The organism is Streptomyces tsukubensis, assembly GCF_003932715.1.
GTDB classification, from domain to species: domain Bacteria; phylum Actinomycetota; class Actinomycetes; order Streptomycetales; family Streptomycetaceae; genus Streptomyces; species Streptomyces tsukubensis.
On sequence record NZ_CP020700.1, the window covers coordinates 310402 to 331053 of the forward strand.

General features: G+C 71.6%; 2 protein-coding genes (both cut by a window edge). Both read right to left on the bottom strand.

The annotated features are described in order from the left end of the window. Window positions 1–13939: the 5' portion of a non-ribosomal peptide synthetase gene (locus B7R87_RS00920; RefSeq protein ID WP_006351017.1), read on the bottom strand. It extends 12575 nt beyond the left edge of the window; the window shows 13939 of its 26514 coding nt (coding positions 1–13939); its start codon is at window positions 13937–13939; its stop codon lies off the left edge, out of view. Then, window positions 13939–20652, bottom strand: the 3' portion of a protein-coding gene (locus tag B7R87_RS00925) for a non-ribosomal peptide synthase/polyketide synthase (protein ID WP_157997755.1). The gene runs 28575 nt beyond the window's last position; only the last 6714 of its 35289 coding nucleotides appear in the window; the start codon falls outside the window, past its right edge — the gene reads right to left on this strand; the stop codon is at window positions 13939–13941. Before B7R87_RS00925 ends, B7R87_RS00920 begins: the two co-directional genes overlap by 1 nt.

The following is a 20652-nucleotide window of genomic DNA, read 5'->3' on the forward strand; positions in this document are numbered from 1 at the left end:
AGGCCCCGAGGCTCACTTCCCGCACCCGCCCCAGCACCTGCCGGAACTCGGGGTCGCCGGAGAGGTCCGTCCGGATCACCAGCGTGTTGAGGAAGAAGCCGACCAGATCGTCCAGGGCCTCGTCGCCGCGGGCGGCGACGCCCGAGCCGATGGGGATGTCCGTACCTCCGCCGAGCCTGGACAGGGTGACCGCCAGCGCCGCCTGGAGGATCATGAACACGGTGACGCCCTCGGTCCTGGCCAGGTCCACGATCCGCCGGTGCACCTCCGCGGGGACCCGCAGGGGGGCGCGGTGCCCGGTATGACCCGCCGCGGCCGGCCGGGGCCGGTCCGCGGGCAGCGTCAGCTCTTCCGGCACTCCGGCGAGCGCCTGCCGCCAGTACTCGACCTGTGCGGCCAGGGCGCTCTCCGGGTCCGACTCGTCGCCGAGCGCCTCGCGCTGCCAGAGGGTGTAGTCGGCGTACTGGACGGGCAGCGGCTCCCACGCCGGGGCCTCGCCCTGCAGCCGGGCCTCGTAAGCGGCCGACAGATCGCGGCCCAGCGGGCCCATCGACCAGCCGTCGGAGGCGATGTGGTGCATCACGACCACCAGCACCTGCTCGCCGGGGCCCGCGACGAACAGGGAGGCCCGGAAGGGCAGTTCGGCGGCGAGGTCGAAGGCGTGACGCGACGCCCGCCCTGCGGCCGCCGCCAGGTCTCCGGACGCGACCTCGGTGACGTCCAGCTCCCAGTCGAGCTCTGCCGGGTCGAGGATCCGCTGGTACGGCTCGCCGTCGACGGCGGGAAACACGGTGCGCAGCGACTCGTGGCGGCCGATCACATCCCGCAGCGCGGCTTCCAGCGCGGAGGGGTCGACACCGCTCAGACGGATCGGGATCGTGATGTTGTACGTCGCGCCGGGGCCTTCGAGCTGGGCGAGGAACCAGAGACGGCGTTGCGCGAAGGACAGCGGGACCCGCTCGGGCCGGACCGTTGCCGTCAGCGGGGTCCGGGTCCGTCCCGGGACCTGGTTCAGACGGGCGGCGAGGCCCGCTGCGGTCGGTGCGGCGAAGAGGGTACGGAGTTCGACCTCGGCGTCGAGTACGGCGCGGATGCGTGAGACGAGGCGTACGGCGAGGAGGGAGTGGCCGCCGAGCCGGAAGAAGTCGTCGTCGACCCCGACGGAGTCGATGCCGAGGACATCGGCGAAGACGGCGCAGAGCAGCTCCTCCTGGACAGTGGCCGGGGCCCGGCCCTCACCCGATACGTACTCGGGGGCCGGGAGCGCCCGGCGGTCCAGCTTTCCGTGCGCAGTGAGCGGAAGGCCGTCCAAGGCGACGAAGGCGGCCGGAACCATGTAGTCCGGCAGCCGGGCCGCAAGGTATTCCCGGAGTGCCCCGGCTTCCGTGCCAGCGCCGGCAGGTACGGCGTAGGCGACGAGCCGTGGGGCGCCGGGGGGGTCCTCGCGGACGACGACGGCGGCCCGGCGGACGTCGGGATGGGTCAGGAGTACGGCTTCGACCTCACCGGGCTCGATACGGAACCCGCGGATCTTCACCTGGTCGTCCGCACGGCCAACGAACATCAACCGCCCGTCCGCCGTCCAGCGGGCCAGATCCCCGGTCCGGTACATCCGCTCACCCGCAGGACCGTACGGACAGGCGACGAACCGCTCCCCGGTGAGGCCAGGACGACCCACATAGCCCCGTGCCACACCCGCACCCGCCACATACAACTCCCCCACCACACCCACCGGCACCGGACCCAGAGAACCGTCCAGGACGTAGAGGCGAGTGTTGGCCATCGGCGTACCGATCGTCGGCTCATCACCCACCGACAACACACCCGACATCGACGCACACACCGTGATCTCCGTCGGACCGTACGCGTTGATCAGACGACGCCCCGGAGCCCACCGGTCGATCAGAACCGAGTCCAGCGCCTCACCCGCCGAAACCAGTGTCTTCACCGACGCCAGATCACCGGTGTCCAGGACGGCGAGCACGGCAGGGGGCAGGGTCACATGGGTCACCGTGTGCCGGGCCAGCACATCGGCCAGTCCGCCGCCGGGGCTCAGCTCTTCCGCCGGAGCCACGACCAGCGCCGCGCCGGAGCAGAGCGCCATCAGGATCTCGGAGGTCGCCGCGTCGAAGCCGATGGAAGCGAACTGGAGAACGCGCGCATCACTGTCGACGGCGAACCGGTCGATCTGGGCCGCTGCCAGGTTGACCGCGCCGCGGTGGGCGACCGCCACGCCTTTCGGAGTGCCCGTCGAGCCGGAGGTATAGATCACATAGGCGGTCGCCGCGGGATCCGTCACCACGTCCGGAGCGGTCGCGGGGCAGCCGGCCAGCTGCGCCGAAACGGCCGGGTCGTCCAGGTCCACCAGCAGTGCACCGGAGACGGCACGGTCGCCCGGGGTGTCCGCGGTGCCCAGCACGAGCCGTGCCCCGCTGTCCGCCAGCACAAAGCCGATCCGCTCGGCCGGATACTCCGGGTCGACGGGCAGATAGGCCGCTCCGGCCTTCAGGACCCCCAGCACGGCTGTGATCAGCCGTCGGCCGCGCGGCAGGCAGAGCCCCACGACCGTGTCCGGGCCCACCCCCCGGCCGCGCAGGAGGTGCGCCGTACGGTTGGCTTCCGCGTCCAGTTCGCGGTACGTCAGCACCGTGTCGTCCGCGACGAGGGCGGCAGCGTCGGGGGTCGCCGCCAGTCGGCGGGCGAACATTTCGGTGATCGTGGTCTCCGGGGCACCGTTGGCGGTGTCGTTCCACCCGACGACGAGGCGTCGCAGCTCCTCCGGGTCGAGGACGTCGACGGCGCGCAGCGCGGTGTCGTCGCCGCCTCGCAGGGTTGCGTCGAGTGCGCGCAGCGCGCTCTCGGTGGCGGTGCACATGAGCCGGCCCACAGCACTCGGGTCGAGTACGTCGACGGCCTGGATGCTGAGGCTGAGGCCGTTCTGCCCGAGATCGTTGACCGAGATCGCCAGCGGATAGTTCGTGCGCTCCCGGGCGTAGACGGCGCGGACGCCCGTGACGGACCGCGCTTCCTCCTGCTCTTCGGGTCCGGACGTCACATCGTCGGGGGTGGTGATGAAGCGGTAGTTGAAGAGTGAGGTGAAGAGCGGGGTGTTCTCGGGGACTCCGCTGCTCCGCTGAGCCAGCGCGAGGGGTGCGTGTTCGTGTTCGAGCAGTGCGGCGAGCTGGGTGCGCATCCGGTCGACGGCTTCACGGATCCCCAGGGTGTCCGTCCGTACCCGTACGGGGAGGGTGTTGATGAACGGCCCGAGGATCCGGTCCGCGCCCGCCCCGGCGTTCATCCGGCCGAAGAGGACGGTGCCGAACACCACGTCGTCCCGGCCCGACAGCGATGCCAGCACGCGGGCCCACACCACGTGGAGTACGGTCGCGGGGCTGACGCCCAGCCGGCGGGCGACGTCCCGCAGCTCTGCGGCGACGGCGTCGTCGACGGGCACGGTCTCCGAGACCACGTCGCTGCCGTCACCGCGGACGTCGAGCAGTCCGTAGGGCGCGGTCGGCTCGGTCACATCGCCCAGCAGGGCGGCGAAGAACTGCTCGTGGTCGGCGCGGGGGACCGCTCTGGTCCGGGCGACGAAGTTCCTGAAAGGCAGGGCGGGCGCCAGTCGGTCGACTCTCCCTGCGAGTACGGCGCGCAGCTCGTCCAGCAGGACGTCCATGCCGAGGTGGTCCTGGACCATGTGGTGCATGCGGACGAGGCCGAGGTGGCGGCCGTCCGGCAGCGCGGTGGTGTGGAGGTCCATCAGCGGGGCCCGTCCGAGGTCCAGCACCGTTCCGACGGCAGCCACGAACGCGTCGACCGCGACCGCCGGATCGACGGTTTCGCCGGTTTCGCCGGTTTCGCCGGGGGTGATGTCGAGGACGGCGTCGAGGGTGTGCTCGACGACCGGGAGTACGGCGTGCCTCCGGACCACCTGGACCGGTTCGCGCAGGCCGTCCCAGACGATGCCGGTGCGGTAGATGTCGTGCCGGTCGACGACCTGCTGAAGAGCCGCGGTGAAGGAGCGCAACCGGTCCGTGGTGTCGAACTCGACGACGCGCACGGTCACATAGGCGTCGGCGCTGCCGCGTGCCATGAGGTGGTGGAAGAGCATGCCTTCCTGGAGGGGGGCGAGGGGGTAGATGTCCGCGATGTTCGCGGCCCCGCCCTCGACCGTGGCGACCACGCGGTCGATCTCGACCTGGTCCAGCTCGACCAGCGGCAGCATCCCCGGGGTGATCCGGTCGGTGCCGGACGGGATCAGGTTCTCCGGCACCGGAACCGACACGGCACCCGCAGAACCCGCCAGACCCGCAGGAGTCGGCGTCTCGAACAGCGCCCGCACGGAGACCGACACACCCCGCACCCGCAACCGCTCCACCAGCGTCACGGCGAGAAGGGAGTGGCCGCCGAGCCGGAAGAAGTCGTCGTCCACCCCGACGGAGTCCAAACCGAGGACATCGGCGAAGGCAGCGCAGAGAATCTCCTCCTGGACCGTGCTCGGAGCACGGCCCTCACCCGCAGCGAAAGCGGGCACGGGGAGGGCGGTGCGGTCGAGTTTTCCGTTCACGGTCAGGGGAAGTTCGGGCAGGGTGACGAATGCGGCGGGGATCATGTAGTCCGGCAGGCGGCCTGACACCCATGCCCGCAGATCGTCGGTGTCGGATGCGGCTACGACGTAGGCCACCAGAGCGTCATCGCGGACGATCACCGCGGCCTGACGAACGTCGGCGTGGGTCAGGAGTACGGCTTCGACCTCGCCCGGCTCGATACGGAAGCCCCGGATCTTCACCTGATCATCCGCGCGACCCGCGAAGACGAGCTGACCGTCCGCCGTCCAGCGGGCCAGATCCCCCGTCCGGTACATCCGCTCACCACCAGGCCCGTACGGGCAGGCGACGAACCGCTCACCGGTGAGGGCGGGGCGGTTCACATAGCCCCGGGCCAACCCAGCACCCGCCACATACAGCTCCCCCGCCACCCCAACCGGGACCGGCTGCAGCCGGGCATCCAACACGTACAGGCGGGTGTTCGCGATCGGGCGGCCGAACGGCACCGCACCAGGGCGGTCCGGATCCACCTCCGCCGCAGCGACCATCACCGTCGCCTCGGTCGGACCATACGTGTTCACCAGCCGACGACCCTCCGCCCACACCTGCGCGGCCGGTTCACCGATCGCCTCTGCACCCACCAGCAGGGTGTCCACCCGCCCCAGCACCCCCGGGTCGATCACACCCAACAGCGACGGCACCACACTCGCCGCCGTCACCCCCTCCAGCTCACGCAACCGCTCCGGCTCCCGGCGCTGCTCCTCCGTCGCGATCCACAACGACGCACCCGACGACAATGCCACCCCCACATCCAGCACCGAGGCGTCGAAACCGAAGGACGCGAACTGCAACACCCCGGAACCCGGACCCGCACCCATCACCGAACCGAACACCGACACCAGATTCACCAAAGAACCATGCGAAACCCCAACCCCCTTCGGCACACCCGACGAACCCGACGTATAAATCACATACGCCAGCCCGGACGCATGCCCGGCACTCCCCACGACCGGTTCACACGCAGCCGACTCAGCAAGCTCCCCCGGCCCCACCACAAGCGCCACGCCCGCATCCTCCAGCATGAACTCCACCCGCTCACCCGGCAGCGAACCCTCCACCGGCACATACGCAGCACCCACCTTCCACACACCCAAAATCCCCACCACCATCTCCACACCACGCCCCAACCGAAGCCCCACCACCGACTCCCCACCCACACCACGCCCCCGCAACCAACCCGCCAACCGACCCGCCGCCACATCCAACTCCCCATACGACACCTCAACCCCATCAACCACCACCGCCACCCCACCAGGCGCCTCAGCCACCCACCCCTCGAACAACCCCAACACCGACCCCGGCGCCACAACCACCCCCGTGTCATTCCACTCACCCAACACCCGACCCCGCTCACCCCCATCCAGCACATCCACCGCATGCACCCGCACCTCAGGCGACGCCGTCACCGTCTCCAGCACCCGGGCCCATCGGCGTACCAGCAGTTCAACCGAGTGGACGTCGAACAGGTCCGCCGATGCGATCAGTGATCCGCGCAGTCCCGCCGGGTTGCCGTCCTCGTCGAAGGTCTCGGTCACGATCATGTCGAGATCGAACTTCGCGGCTTCCGTGACCGTCGGTCCTTCGTCCTCAACGGGCGCAGCCCGTCCCGTCCGCTCGACGTTCTGGACGGTGAGCATGGTCTGGAACAGGGGGTGGCGGGCCAGTGAGCGTGTCGGGGCCAGCTCCTCCACGAGCTTCTCGAACGGCACGTCCTGATGCGCCAGTGCACCCAGACTCGCCTCCCGCACCCGGCCCAGCACCTCACGGAACTCCGGGTCACCCGACAGATCCGTCCGGACCACCAACGTGTTCACAAAGAACCCCACCAAACCGTCCAACGCCTCATCCAGACGCCCCGCCACCGCCGAACCCACCGGAACGTCATCCCCTGCACCCAACCGCGACAACAACACCGCCAACACCCCCTGCAACACCATGAACGGCGTCACACCCTCCACCCGACCCAACTCGATGAGCCGGCTGTGGACCTCGGCGGATATCCGGAGGGGAACCCGGTGTCCGCGGTGGCCCGCCACTGCCGGACGCGCCCGGTCGGTCGGCAGGGCCAGCTCCTCCGGCACCCCGGCAAGCGCCCGCCGCCAGTACTCCACCTGAACCGACAGCAGACTCTCCGGATCCGACTCCTCCCCCAGCAGCTCCCGCTGCCACAGCGCATAGTCCGCATACTGCACCGGCAACGGCTCCCACACCGGAGCAGCACCACCAGACCGCGCCGCGTAGGCGGTGGAGATGTCGCGCCTCAGGGCGCCCATGGACCAGCCGTCGCCCGCGATGTGGTGCACCACCAGCACCAGAAGCCGCTCCTCCCCCGCACCCTCGCCATCGCCCTCGCCCTCGCCCTCGCCCTCGCCCTCGAACAGCCAGGCCCGAACCGGAACCTCCACCGACAGATCGAACGCATACCCCACCGCACCCCGCACCGCATCCACCGCACCACCACCCACACCCACCACCGACAACCCCCACTCCAACTCCTCCACACCCACCACCCGCTGATACGGCTCCCCCTCCACCACCGGAAACACCGTCCGCAACGACTCATGCCGACCCAGCACATCCCGCAACGCAACACCCAACGCCGTGCTGTCGACGTCGCCGCTCAGCCTGATCGTCGTCGACAGGTTGTAGAGGGCGTTCGGTCCCTCCAACCGGTTCAGGAACCAGAGCCTGCGCTGAGCGAACGACAGCGGTGTCCGGTCGGGACGGGCCGCGGGCCGCAGCGGCGGCCGGGACCGCCCGGTCGCACCCGTTCCTGCCCCCGAGGAGAGGACGGCTGCCAGTGCTGCCACGGTCGGAGCCTCGAAGAGGGTGCGCAGCGGCATTTCGACTCCCAGGACCGCGCGGATCCGGGAGACGAGCCGTACCGCCAGCAGGGAGTGCCCGCCGAGGTCGAAGAAGCTGTCGTCCACGCCGACCGGGGACAGGCCGAGGATCTGCTCGAACGCACCGCGCAGCAGCTCTTCCCGGACCGTGGCCGGGGCGCGGCCCGGCTCCTTGGTGTACGCGGGGGCGGGCAGGGCCCGGCGGTCCAGTTTGCCGTTGACCAGCAGGGGGAGGTCGGGCAGCGCCACGATCGCCGCGGGCACCATGTATGCGGGCAGCCGACGGCCGACGAATCCCCGCAGAGCGGCCGTGTCGAGGGCGTCACGGGGGTCATGCGTGCCGTGGGTGTCGTGGGCGGCAGCGGACGGGACGACGTAGGCGACCAGTCGGCGGTCCCCGGGGTGGTCCTCCCGGACGACGACCGCGGCCCGGGCGATACCGGGGTGAGCGGCGAGGACCCTTTCGATTTCACCCGGTTCGATCCGGAAGCCCCGGATCTTGACCTGGTCGTCCGCCCGCCCGGCGAACACGAGCTGCCCGTCGTGTGTCCACTTCGCCAGGTCGCCGGTGCGGTACATCCGCTCACCGGCCCGACCGTACGGGCAGGCGACAAAGCGTTCGCCGGTCAGCCCGGGACGCCCGATGTAGCCGCGGGCCACTCCGGTGCCCGCGATGTACAGCTCGCCCACGACACCGACCGGTACGGCGTCGAGCCGGTCGTCGAGGACGTACAGACGGGTGTTGGCGATGGGTCGGCCGAAGGGTACCGGGCCGGGCCGGGCGGGATCGACCTCTGCGGCGGCGACCAGGACGGTGGCCTCGGTGGGGCCGTAGAGGTTCAGCATCCGGCGTCCGGGCGCCCAGGCGCGGGCCGTGGTCTCGTCGACGGCTTCGGCGCCGACGAGCAGGGTCCCGATGCCCGTGAAGTGCTTCGGCTCCAGCAGTCCGAGCAGGGACGGCAGCATGAAGGCGATGTCGAGTCCGGGGAGTTCGGCAAGAGTTCCCGGCTGTTCCCGCTGGTCGGCGGAGGCCATCACCAGGGTGGCTCCGGCGGCGAGCGCGGTGGCGGTCTCCAGTACCGAGGCATCGAAGCTGAAGGACGAGAACTGGAGCATGCCCTTTCCGGGGGCCGCTCCGGTGAGGGGGCCGAACTTCGAGGCCAGGTTCGCCAGGGAGCCGTGGGTGACGGCGACCCCCTTCGGGGTGCCGGTGGAGCCCGAGGTGTAGATGACGTACGCCAGGGCGGCCGGGTCGACGGTCGCCGCCGGCGCGATGGCCGTACGGTCCGCCGGGTCGAGCGGGGCGTCCAGCCAGACCACCGGGATCCCGTCGAGGGCGTCGTCAAGGTCCGTGGTCTCGTCGCGGACGGCGAGCAACAGGTGTGCCCCGCTGTCGGCGAGCATGAAGGAGACCCGGTCGGCGGGCAGCCGGGAGTCGATCGGCAGATAGGCGGCCCCGGCCTGCCAGACGGCCGTCATCGCGGTGATCATCCGGTCGTCGCGGGGCAGGCAGAGGGCGACGACCGATTCGGTGCCAACGCCCAGTCCGCGGAGGTGTGCGGCGAGCTGTCCGGCCGCCTCGTCGAGTTCGCGGTAGGTCGTGCGGATGCCGTCGGCCACGACCGCGTCGCGGTCCGGTTCGGCTTCCGCGTGCCGCCGGAACAGATCGACGATCGTGGCGGCATCGGCCGTTTCCGCAGTGTCGTTCCACCGGTGGAGGATCCGGTCCCGTTCGGTGTCGTCGAGGACGTCGATACCGGTGAGGGGGGCGTCGGGAGCGGTCGTGAGTGCGGTGACGGCGTGTTCGGTCGCGGTGCGGAGCAGTTGTCCGACGTGGTCGGGGTCGATGGGGGCGACGGCCTGGACGGTCACGCTCATTCCGGCGTTGCCGAGGTCGTTCACCGAGACGGCCAGGGGGTAGTTGGTGCGCTCCCTGGAGTAGACGCTGCGGATGCCGTCGACGGTCTGCCGCTCCGCCGTCGCGGGTGCTGACGCCGCTTCGGTCTGCGGGCCGATGTAGCGGTAGTTGAAGAGTGAGGTGAAGAGGGGTACGTCGCCGGGGAGTCCGCTGGAGCGCTGGGCCACCGCGAGCGGGGCGTGCTCGTGTTCCAGGAGCTCCGCGAGCTGGGTCCGCATCCGGGCGACGGCGTCCCGCAGTCCGTCGCGGTCCGTCCGTACCCGTACGGGGAGGGTGTTGATGAACGGGCCGAGGACCCGGTCCGAGCCCTGTCCGGCGTTCATCCGGCCGAAGAGGACGGTCCCGAAGACCACGTCGTCCCGGCCGGACAGGGCGGCCAGGACCCGGGCCCACACCACGTGCAGCACGGTGGCCGGGCTGACTCCGAGGTCCCGTGCTGCCCGCCGCAGATGGGTGACCACGTCGTCGGGTATCGGCGTGACGCCGGTCGCGGTGTCCGTGCCGTCTCCGCGGACGTCCGTGACACCGAGCGGTGCGGTCGTGTCGGTCACATCGCCGAGGAGGGCGGAGAAGAACCTTTCGTGTTCGGCTCGGGGGACCCTACGGGTCTGGGCGACGAAGTCGCGGAACGGCAGTGCCGGGCCGAGCCGTGATGCTTCGCCGGAGAGTACGGCGCGCAGCTCCCGGAGGAGGACGTCCATGCCCATGTGGTCCTGGACCATGTGGTGCATCCGGACCACGCCGAGGATGCGGTCCGGGGCCGGCTGGGCCGTGTGGAGGTCCATCAGGGGTGCGCGGCGCAGGTCCATGGCGGTTCCGGCGGCTGCGACGAGGGCGTCGACCGCGGCGGCGGGGTCGTCGGTATCGGTATCGGTGTGGGTGTCGAGGGTGTGCTCGACGACGGGCAGTTCGGCGTGCCGCCACACCACCTGGGCGGGTTCGTCGAGTCCTTCCCAGACGATGGCGGTGCGGTAGATGTCGTGCCGGGCGACGACCTGCCGGAGGGCGTCGGCGAAGGCGTCCAGCCGGGCCCGTGAGGAGAACTCGACCACGCGCAGGGTGACGTAGGCGTCGGCGGAGCTGTCCGCGAGCAGGTGGTGGAAGAGCATGCCTTCCTGGAGGGGCGCCAGCGGGTACACGTCCGCCACATTGGCCGCTCCGCCGTCGACTCCGGCGACGACGTGGTCGATCTCGGTCCGGTCCAGGTCGATGAGCGTCAGCATGTCGGGGGTGAGGTGGCGGGCGTCGGCGGGGATCGCGTTCTCCGGTACGTCCGCGGGTGCGGCCGCGGCGGCCCGGGCCAGACCGGCGGGGGTGGGTGCTTCGAAGAGGGTGCGTATCGAGACCTGCACTCCGCGGGCGCGGAGGCGTTCGACCACGGACACCACCAGCAGGGAGTGTCCGCCGAGGCGGAAGAAGTTGTCGTCGGCGCCGACCGTCTCCAGGCCGAGGACGTCGGCGAACACGGCGCACAGGATCTCCTCCTGCACGGTTTCCGGTCCGCGCCCGGTGGCCGTGCCGGTGGTGTAGTCGGGGGCGGGCAGGGCCTTCCGGTCGAGTTTGCCGTTGACGGTCAGGGGCAGTTCGGGGAGGGTGACGACGGCCGCGGGCACCATGTAGTCGGGCAGGTGCCGGGCCACGTACTCCGGCAGCAGGCCGGACAGAGCCTCGGGCGCGCCGCCGGAAGCGGCTCCGCCGCCGTTCGTATCCGGCATGTCCGGCGCGGCGGGGGTGGCGGGGGTGGGGACGACGTAGGCCACGAGGCGGCGGTCGCCCTGCGTGTCCTCGCGGACGATCACCGCGGTCTGGCGGACGGCCGGGTGGGTGAGCAGGACGGCCTCGACCTCGCCCGGTTCGATGCGGAAGCCCCGTACCTTCACCTGGTCGTCGGCGCGGCCCAGGAACAGCAGTCGCCCGTCGGGGGTCCACTTCACCAGGTCCCCGGTGCGGTACATCCGCTCACCGGCCGGACCGTACGGGCACGCGACGAAGCGCTCACCGGTCAGCCCGGGACGCCCGACGTAGCCGCGGGCGACGCCGGCGCCCGCGACGTACAGCTCGCCGGGGACCCCGGCGGGGAGCGGGTTGAGAGCCGGGTCGAGTACGTAGAGACGGGTGTTGGCGACGGGGGTGCCGATGGACGGGACGTCGGCGGCGGCGAGGGGTGCCGATATCGACGCGCAAACCGTGATCTCCGTCGGCCCGTAGGCGTTGACCAGGTTCCGGTCCGGTGCCCACCGGCCGACGAGTGCGGTGTCCATGGCCTCACCGGCCGATACGAGCGTGGTCACGGAGTCCAGGTCTCCGGCGTCCAGCGCCCCCAGGACCACGGGGGGCAGGGTGGCGTGGGTGACCGCGTGGCGGGCGATGAGGCCGACGAGGTCGTCGCCGGGGACCAGTTCGTCGGCCGGGGCGACCACCAGCGCGGCGCCCGAACCGAGCGCCATCAGCACTTCCCAGGTCGCCGCGTCGAATCCGGTGGAGGCGAACTGGAGCACGCGGGCCCCCGGGCCGGTGGCGAAGCGTTCGCGCTGCGCGGCGGCCAGGTTCACGACGCCGCCGTGGGTCAGGGCGACGCCCTTGGGGGTGCCGGTGGAGCCGGAGGTGTAGATGACGTAGGCGAGTCCCGCCTGGGCCGTGACCGTGTCGGGCGGGGTGCCCGGAAGGGCCGCGATGTCGTCCCGGGTCCGCGGGTCGTCGAGGTGGATCACCGGTACGCCCGTGAACGCCTCCGCCCGGGGCCCGGTCTGCGAGGTGTCCGTCAGAACCAGGCGGGCGCCGCTGTCGGAGATCATGAAGGCGATGCGTTCGGCGGGGTGCCGGGCGTCCAGCGGCAGATAGGCGGCGCCCGCCTTCCAGACCGCGAGGAGGGCGGCGATCAGGTCGGCGCCGCGGGGCAGGCAGAGTCCGACCACGTTTTCAGTGTTTTCGGTGTTTTTGATGTTTTCGGTGTCCGCTCCGGCGCGGCGCAGCAGGTGGGCGATGCGGTTGGCCCGGGTGTCCAGCTCCTGGTAGGTGAGTTCGACGCCGTCGCCGAGGATCGCGACGGCGTCCGGGTCGGCCGCGGCACGGCGGGCGAAGAGTTCCACGGCGGAGGCGTCGGGGACATCGGTGGCCGAGGGGTTCCAGGCTTCGAGGAGGAGGGTGCGTTCGCCGGGGCCGAGGAGTTCGACGGCGTTCAGCCGGCGGTCCGGGTCCGCGGTGACCTCGTCGAGTATCCGCAGCCACCGTTCGGCGACGGCTTCGACCGTACCGCGGTCGAAGAGGTCGTCGGATCCGGTCAGCGAGCCGCGCAGGCCCGCGGGTCCGCCTTCGGCGTCGAAGAGTTCGCCCAGGACGATGTCGAGGTCGAATTTGACGGGGACCGTGGTCGGTTCGGCCGCGGCGCGGGCGCCTCCGGCGGCACGGACGTCGGCAAGGTCCAGGGCGGAGCGCCGGGTGGTCCGGGCGGTGAGGGAGACCTGGAAGAGGGGGTTGCGGCTGAGGGAGCGTGCGGGGGCGAGTTCCTCGACGAGCCTCTCGAACGGGACGTCCTGGTGTTCCAGCGCACCGAGGCCGGTTTCGCGCACCCGCCGGAGTATCTGCCGGAACCCGGGGTTACCGGAGAGGTCGGCGCGGATCACGAGGGTGTTGACGAAGAAGCCGACGAGGTCGTTCATGGCTTCGTCGGTACGGCCCGCGACGACCGTGCCGATCGGGATGTCGGTGCCCGCGCCGAGCCGGGACAGGGTGACCGCGAGCGCGGCCTGGAGGACCATGAACGGGGTGGCGCCCTCGGCCCGTGCGAGCCGGGCGATCCTGCGGTGGACGTCGGCCGTGATGCGCAGGGGGACCCGGTGGCCGCGGTGGCCGGCGACCGGGGGGCGGGGCCGGTCGGTCGGCAGCGTGAGTTCCTCGGGGGCCCCGGCGAGGGTGCGGCGCCAGTAGTCGACCTGTGTCGACAGCACACTCTCCGGGTCGGAGGCCTCGCCGAGCATCTCCCGCTGCCAGAGGGTGTAGTCGGCGTACTGGACGGGCAGCGGCTCCCAGTCCGGGGCCTCGCCGCGGCGCCGTGCTTCGTACGCCGTCGACACATCGCGGGCGAGCGGGCCCATGGACCAGCCGTCGCCCGCGATGTGGTGGACGAGGAGGACCAGCAGGTTCTCTTCCGTCCCGGCATCCGCCTCCCGCGGCTGCGGTTCCCCGCCGGGTCCCCGGCCCGCTTCCCGTAACGGCTGGTCGGTCAGGAACAGCCAGGCGCGGATCGGTACCCCGGCCGCCAGGTCGAAGGTGGACCCGGCTGCTTCCTCGGCCGCCGCGGCCAGTTCGTCAGGGGCGACCCGGCGCACGGTGAGCGCCCAGTCAAGCTCTCCGGGCGGGAGGATGTGCTGGTACGGCTCGCCGTCCGCGAGCCGGAAGAGGGTGCGCAGCGACTCGTGGCGGCCGATCACGTCCCGGAGCGCCGCGTTCAGCGCCGGGACGTCCAGGTTTCCGGTGAGCGTGACCACCAGCGGAAGGTTGTAGGTGGGGCTCGGGCCCTCCAACTGGCCCAGGAACCACAGCCGCCGCTGCGCGAACGACAACGGAATCATCACTGATTCTCCTTACGCATCGGACGAAGGGCCGGTCGGGACGTTTTCCGGTGGCCGAGCCGGGCGGCGAGGGCCGCGGGGGTCGCCGCCTCGAAGAGAGTGCGGATCTTCACTTCCACTCCGAGGCGGGCCCGGATGCGGGAGAGGAGTCTGATCGCGAGCAGGGAGTGCCCGCCGAGGTCGAAGAAGTTGTCGTCCACCCGGACCGAGGGCAGTTCGAGGGTCTCGGCGAAGATCTCGCAGAGGGTCGCTTCCCGTTCGTCGGCGGGTTCGCGTCGCCGGTCCGCCGCGGCCGCTGCCGGGCCGGGGGCGGGGAGGGCGTTGCGGTCGAGCTTTCCGCTTGCGGTGAGCGGTAGTTCGGGGAGGGTGACGACGGCCGCGGGCACCATGTGGTCGGGCAGGAGGTCCGCGAGGTACCTGCGGAGCGCGCCGTCCTCGGGCCCGGCGCCGTCGGGACCACTGTCGGGGCCGCCGTCGGGGTTGTCGTCGGTGGCGGTCTCCGGGTGACGGGTTTCCGTGGGAACGGCGTAGGCGACCAGCCGGAGGGATCCGGGCGTGTCCTCGCGGGCGATCACCGCGGCCCTGGCGACGCCGGGATGGGTGAGCAGCGCGGCCTCGACCTCGCCCGGTTCGATGCGGAACCCGCGTACCTTCACCTGGTCGTCGGCGCGGCCCAGGAACACCAGCTGTCCGTCGGGCGTCCACTTCACCAGGTCCCCGGTGCGGTACATCCGCTCACCGGCCGGACCGTACGGGCAGGCGACGAAGCGCTCGCCGGTCAGGCCGGGGCGCCCGATGTAGCCGCGGGCGATCTGGGCACCTGCCGCGTACAGTTCGCCGACGGCGCCGACCGGCACGGCGTCGAGCCGGTCGTCGAGCACGTACACGCGTGTTCCGTCGAGTGGTGTACCGATCGGGACCTGGCCCGCGGCGACCGTGCGGGCGGCCGGTGCGGCGGTCAGTTCGGCGGTGGTGATGCCGATCGTGGTCTCCGTGGGTCCGTAGTGGTTGTGGATCCGCCGGTCTCCGGCGGCCGCGGTGAGGTGTCCCACCCATGCGGCCGGTGCGGCTTCTCCGCCGAGCACCAGCGACCGGGCCGGGAGGACCGGGGCCGTACCGGGTCCGGAGGCGAGGGCGGCCAGATGGGAGGGGACGGCCTTCAAGGAGTCGATGCGGTGTTCGCGGAGATAGCCGGTGACCGCTTCGAGGTCCGTCACCGCCGTCTCGTCGAGTATGTGCAGTTCGCCGCCGGTGGCCAGGCTGACGAAGACGACCGTGTTGCCGAGGTCGGTGACCTGGGGCTGCAGCAGCACGTACCGGAGCCCAGGGCGGGCCCAGTCGAGCCGGGCGGCGACGGATTCCACATAGCGGGCGAGGCCTCCGTGGGTGACGGCGACACCCTTCGGGGTGCCCGTCGAGCCGGACGTGTAGATCACGTACGCGAGTGCGGCGGGATGCGTCAGCGGTGGTGCGGTGGCCGGGTATCCGGCCGTCCGGCGGTCGTCGTCCAGGGACTCGACGGTTGCTCCGGCGAGGGCCGCGGCCCGGGTCGCGGCTTCGGCTCCGGTTCCGGCGGTCAGCACGAGTCGCGTGCCGCTGTCGGCGAGCATGAAGGCGATGCGGTCGGCCGGGAGGCGGGTGTCGATCGGCAGATACGCCGCTCCGGCCTTCCAGACCGCGAGAATCGCGGCGATCGTCCGCAAGCCGCGGGGCAGACCGAGACCGACGACGGATCCGGGTCCGGCCCCGAGGGTCAGCAGATGCCGGGCGAGCCGGTTGGTCTCGGCTTCGAGCTGCGCGAACGTGGTTGCGGTGCCGCCGGCGACGACCGCGACGGTGTCGGGGGCTTCAGCCGCCCGCCGGCGGATCGTCTCCACGACCGTACGGGCCGGGGCCGGTGTCGTGGTGCCGCTCCAGTGGTGCAGCACCGCCTCCCGCTCGTCGTCACCGAGGACGTCCACGGCGTGCAGCCGTATGCCGGGCCGTGCGGTGACCGTGTCCAGGACGCGGAGGAAGCGTCCGGCCATCCGGCCCGCGGCGGGCTCGTCGAAGAGGTCGGCCGTGACGGTCACGGTGCCGCGCAGTCCGGCGGGGGCGCCGTGGGCGTCGAACACCTCGCCTACGGATACGAAGAAGTCGTACCGGCCGGGGGCCGCGGCGGTCCCGTCGGAGGCGAGCCCGCCACCGCCGCCGGTCCGCAGGCCGGGCAGGTCGAGCGCTGTCCGCTCCGTGTTCTGAAGGGTGAGCATGGTCTGGAACAGCGGGTGCCGTCCCAGGGTCCGGGAGGGCGCCAGCTCCTCCACCAGCTTCTCGAACGGCACGTCCTGATGGGCCAGGGCGCCCAGGCCGGTGTCCCTGACCCGGCCGAGGACCTGCCGGAAGTCGGGGTCCCCGGAGAGATCGGTCCTGATGACGAGGGTGTTCAGAAAGAAGCCGACGAGATCGTCGAGAGCGTCGTCGGTACGGCCCGCGATCGGGGAGCCGATGGGGATGTCCGTACCGGCGCCGAGCCGGGACAGCGTCACCGCCAGCGCGGCCTGGAGCACCATGAACGCCGTCACGCCCTCGGCGCGGGCCAGCTCCACCAGCCGGTGGTGGACCTCGGCCGGTATCTCCAGGGGCACGCGGTGGGCGCGGCGTGAGGCGACCGCGGGGCGCGGCCGGTCGGTCGGCAGGGCCAGCTCTTCCGGTGCCCCGGCGAGCGTCTGCCGCCAGTACTCCACCTGCGCCGACAGCAGACTCTCCGGGTCCGTTTCGTCACCGAGGAGATCGCGCTGCCACAGGGTGTAGTCGGCGTACTGGACCGGCAGCGGCTCCCATTCCGGGGCCCGCCCGGCGAGGCGCGCCTCGTACGCTGTCGACACATCGCGGGCGAGGGGGCCCATGGACCAGCCGTCGGCCGCGATGTGATGGAGCAGGACGACGAGGACGCGTTCGTCGGCACCGGCGTCGAACAGCCAGGCGCGGAAGGGGATCTCGGCTGCCAGGTCGAAGGCGTGGGCCGACACTGCGCCGACGGCTTCAGCCAGTTCCTCCGGTGCGATCCGGATGGTGTCGAGTCCCCAGTCGAGTTCGTCGGGGTCGAGTACGTGCTGGTACGGCTCGCCGTCCACGGCCGGGAACACCGTACGCAGCGACTCGTGCCGTCCGATCACATCCCGCAGCGCAGCGTCCAGCGCCACCACATCGACATCGGCATCCCCGCGCAGCCGTACCGGCACCGGCAGGTTGTACGTCGCACTAGGACCCTCCAACTGGTCCAGGAACCACAACCGCCGCTGCGCGAACGACAACGGCACCCGCTCCGGCCGGACCCCCACAGCCAGCGCCGCACGAACCCCACCCGAACCCGACCCGGCAATCCACCCCGCCAGCCCCGCCACCGACGGAACCTCGAACAACACCCGCAACGGAACCTCAGCACCCAGAACCGTACGGATCCGCGACACCAAACGCACCGCCAGCAGCGAATGACCACCGAGCTGGAAGAAACTGTCGTCGACCCCGACCACCGGCAGGTCGAGAACCTGCGCGAACGCCGCGCACAGCAGCTCCTCCTGCGGGGTCGCGGGCGCCCGGCCCGGCCCGGCCGTGTAGTCGGGGGCCGGCAACGCCCCGCGGTCCAACTTGCCGTTGGCCGTCAGCGGGAGTTCCGCGAGGACGACCACCGCGGACGGCACCATGGAGGCGGGCAGCCAGCGCGCCGCGTACTCGCGTACCCCGGTCGTCCCCTCACCGTTCTCCAGGGGTACGACGTACGCCACGAGGCGCCGGTCGCCGGGGGTGTCCTCCCGGACGATCACGGCGGCCCGGGCCACCCCGGGGTGCCTGAGCAGTGCGGCTTCGACCTCACCGGTTTCGATCCGGTGGCCGCGGATCTTCACCTGGTCGTCGGCGCGGCCGAGGAACAGCAGGTCACCGTCCGAGGTCCACTTCACCCGGTCCCCGGTGCGGTACATCCGCTCCCCGGCGGGTCCGAACGGGCAGGCGACGAAGCGCTCACCGGTCAGCTCCGGCCGGTGGAGATAGCCGCGGGCCAGACCCCGGCCGGTGATGTACAGCTCCCCGGCCACGCCCACCGGCACGGGGGCGAGCGCCTCGTCGAGGACGAAGACCGCGGTGTTCGCGATCGGCCGCCCGATCGGCGGGGCACCGGCGTTCCCGGTGTCGACGGGGGCTGCCGTGGACCAGATGGTGGTCTCCGTCGGCCCGTACACATTGAGGACCTGTCCCGCGGACCGTACGAGTCCGGCCGCCAGCTCGGCGGGCAGCGCCTCGCCTCCGACCAGGGCACGGACCCCGGTCAGATCGACCTCGCCCGCCGCCAGAACGGACTGCCACAGGCTCGGCGTGGCCTGGACGACGCTCACTCCGGCGGTGCGCACCAGCTCGACCAGGGCGGCCGGGTCGTGGACGAGGTCCTTGCCCGCCAGCACCACCGTGGCTCCGTGCACGAGCGGCAGGAACAGCTCCAGACCGGCGATGTCGAAGCCGACCGTGGTCACGGCCAGCAGCCGGTCGCCGGGGCGGACACCGATCCGGTCGGCCATTCCGGCCAGCAGGTTGACCAGCGCGGCGCGCGGGACGACGACGCCCTTGGGACGCCCGGTGGAACCGGACGTGAAGATCACGTACATGGGGTGGGCGCCCGCGGGGCCCTGCGCGTCGTATCCGGACGAGAGGCCGCCGGTCGTCTGCTCCGCGATGGCCGCGGCGGTTTCGGGATCGTCCAGCACCACCCGTACCCCGGCGGACGGGACCAGGTCCGAGAGGGCCGTCGAGGTCACCACGGCGACGGGGTCGGTTTCGGTGAGCATGTACGCGAGCCGCTCGGCCGGGTAGTCCACGTCGACGGGCAGATACGCGGCCCCGGATTTGGCCACGGCCAGCAGGGCCACCAGCAGCTCGGGCGAGCGCGGCAGTGCCACGGCGACGAACCGTTCCGGCCCGGCTCCGCGCGTCTTCAGCCACCGGGCCAGCCGGTCGGCCCGGTCGTTCAGTTCCCCGTAGGACAGCTCCGTGCCGTCCGCGAGGACCGCGACCGTGCCGGGTGCCGTCGCCGCCCGGTGTTCGAAGCAGGCCACGACATCGCGGGCGGGCAGGGCGACCGCTGTGTCGTTCCAGCGGTCGAGGAGGAGAGCGCGTTCCCCGGCGGCCAGCAGGTCGATTTCGCGCAGTGGGACGTCGGGGCCGGCGAGCAGGCCGTCCAGGGCGCGGCTGAACCATGAGGTGAACCTGACGACCGTCTCCGGCTCGAACAGGTCCGCCGAGCCGTTCACCGATCCCCGGAGCCCGGCCGGGCGGCCCCGGTCGTCGAAGTTCTCCGCCAGCGTGATGTCGAGGTCGAACCTGGCCGCCGACTCCGCGGGGGCTCCGGTCGGGTCGGTGTCCGGAGTGGTGTCAGGGTCCGGAGTGGCGTCGGCGTTCGGAGTGGCATCGGGATCCGGGCCGGAGTCGGCGGAGGCGGAGGCGGAGGGGAGCCGGAACGCCGTCCGCTCCGTGTTCTGGAGCGTCAGCATCGTCTGGAACAGGGGATGCCGTGACAGCGACCGCTCGGGCGCCAACTCCTCCACCAGCTTCTCGAACGGCACGTCCTGATGCGCGAAGGCGTCCAGCCCGGTCCGCCGGACCCGGCCCAGCACCTCCCGGAATCCGGGGTTCCCGGAGAGGTCGGTCCTGATGACGAGCGTATTGACGAAGAACCCGACCAGCGCTTCCAGGGCGTCGTCGGTACGGCCCGCGACCGCCGTGCCGATGGGGATGTCCGTACCGGCACCGAGCCGGGAGAGGGTCACCGCCAGCGCGGCCTGGAGCACCATGAACGCCGTCACGCCTTCGGCGCGGGCCAGCTCCACCACACGCCGGTGCGTCTCGGCCGGCAGGTCGACCGGCACCCGGTGCCCTCGGTTGCCGGACACCGCGGGGCGCGGCCGGTCGGTCGGCAGGGCCAGCTCTTCCGGTGCCCCGGCGAGCGTCTGCCGCCAGTACTCCACCTGCGCCGACAGCAGACTCTCCGGGTCCGTTTCCTCACCGAGGAGGTCCCGCTGCCAGAGCGTGTAGTCCGCGTACTGGACCGGCAGCGGCTCCCACGCCGGGGCCCGCCCGGCGAGGCGCGCCTCGTACGCGAAGGAGAGATCCCGGCCCAGAGGGCCGCGCGACCAGCCGTCCGTGGCGATGTGATGGAGCAGGACGACGAGGACGCGTTCGTCGGCACCGGCGTCGAACAGCCAGGCGCGGAAGGGGATCTCGGCTGCCAGGTCGAAGGCGTACCGTGAGGCGTCCCTGATCGCGTCCTGCAGCTCGTCGGGGTTGATACGGGTGGTGTCGAGTCCCCAGTCGAGTTCGTCGGGGTCGAGTACGTGCTGGTACGGCTCGCCGTCCACGGCCGGGAACACCGTACGCAGCGACTCGTGCCGTCCGATCACATCCCGCAGCGCAGCGTCCAGCGCCACCACATCGACATCGGCATCCCCGCGCAGCCGTACCGGCACCGGCAGGTTGTACGTCGCACTAGGACCCTCCAACTGGTCCAGGAACCACAACCGCCGCTGCGCGAACGACAACGGCACCCGCTCCGGCCGAACCCCCACAGCCAGCGCCGCACGAACCCCACCCGAACCCGACCCGGCAATCCACCCCGCCAGCCCCGCCACCGACGGAACCTCGAACAACACCCGCAACGGAACTTCAATGCCCAGAACCGTACGGATCCG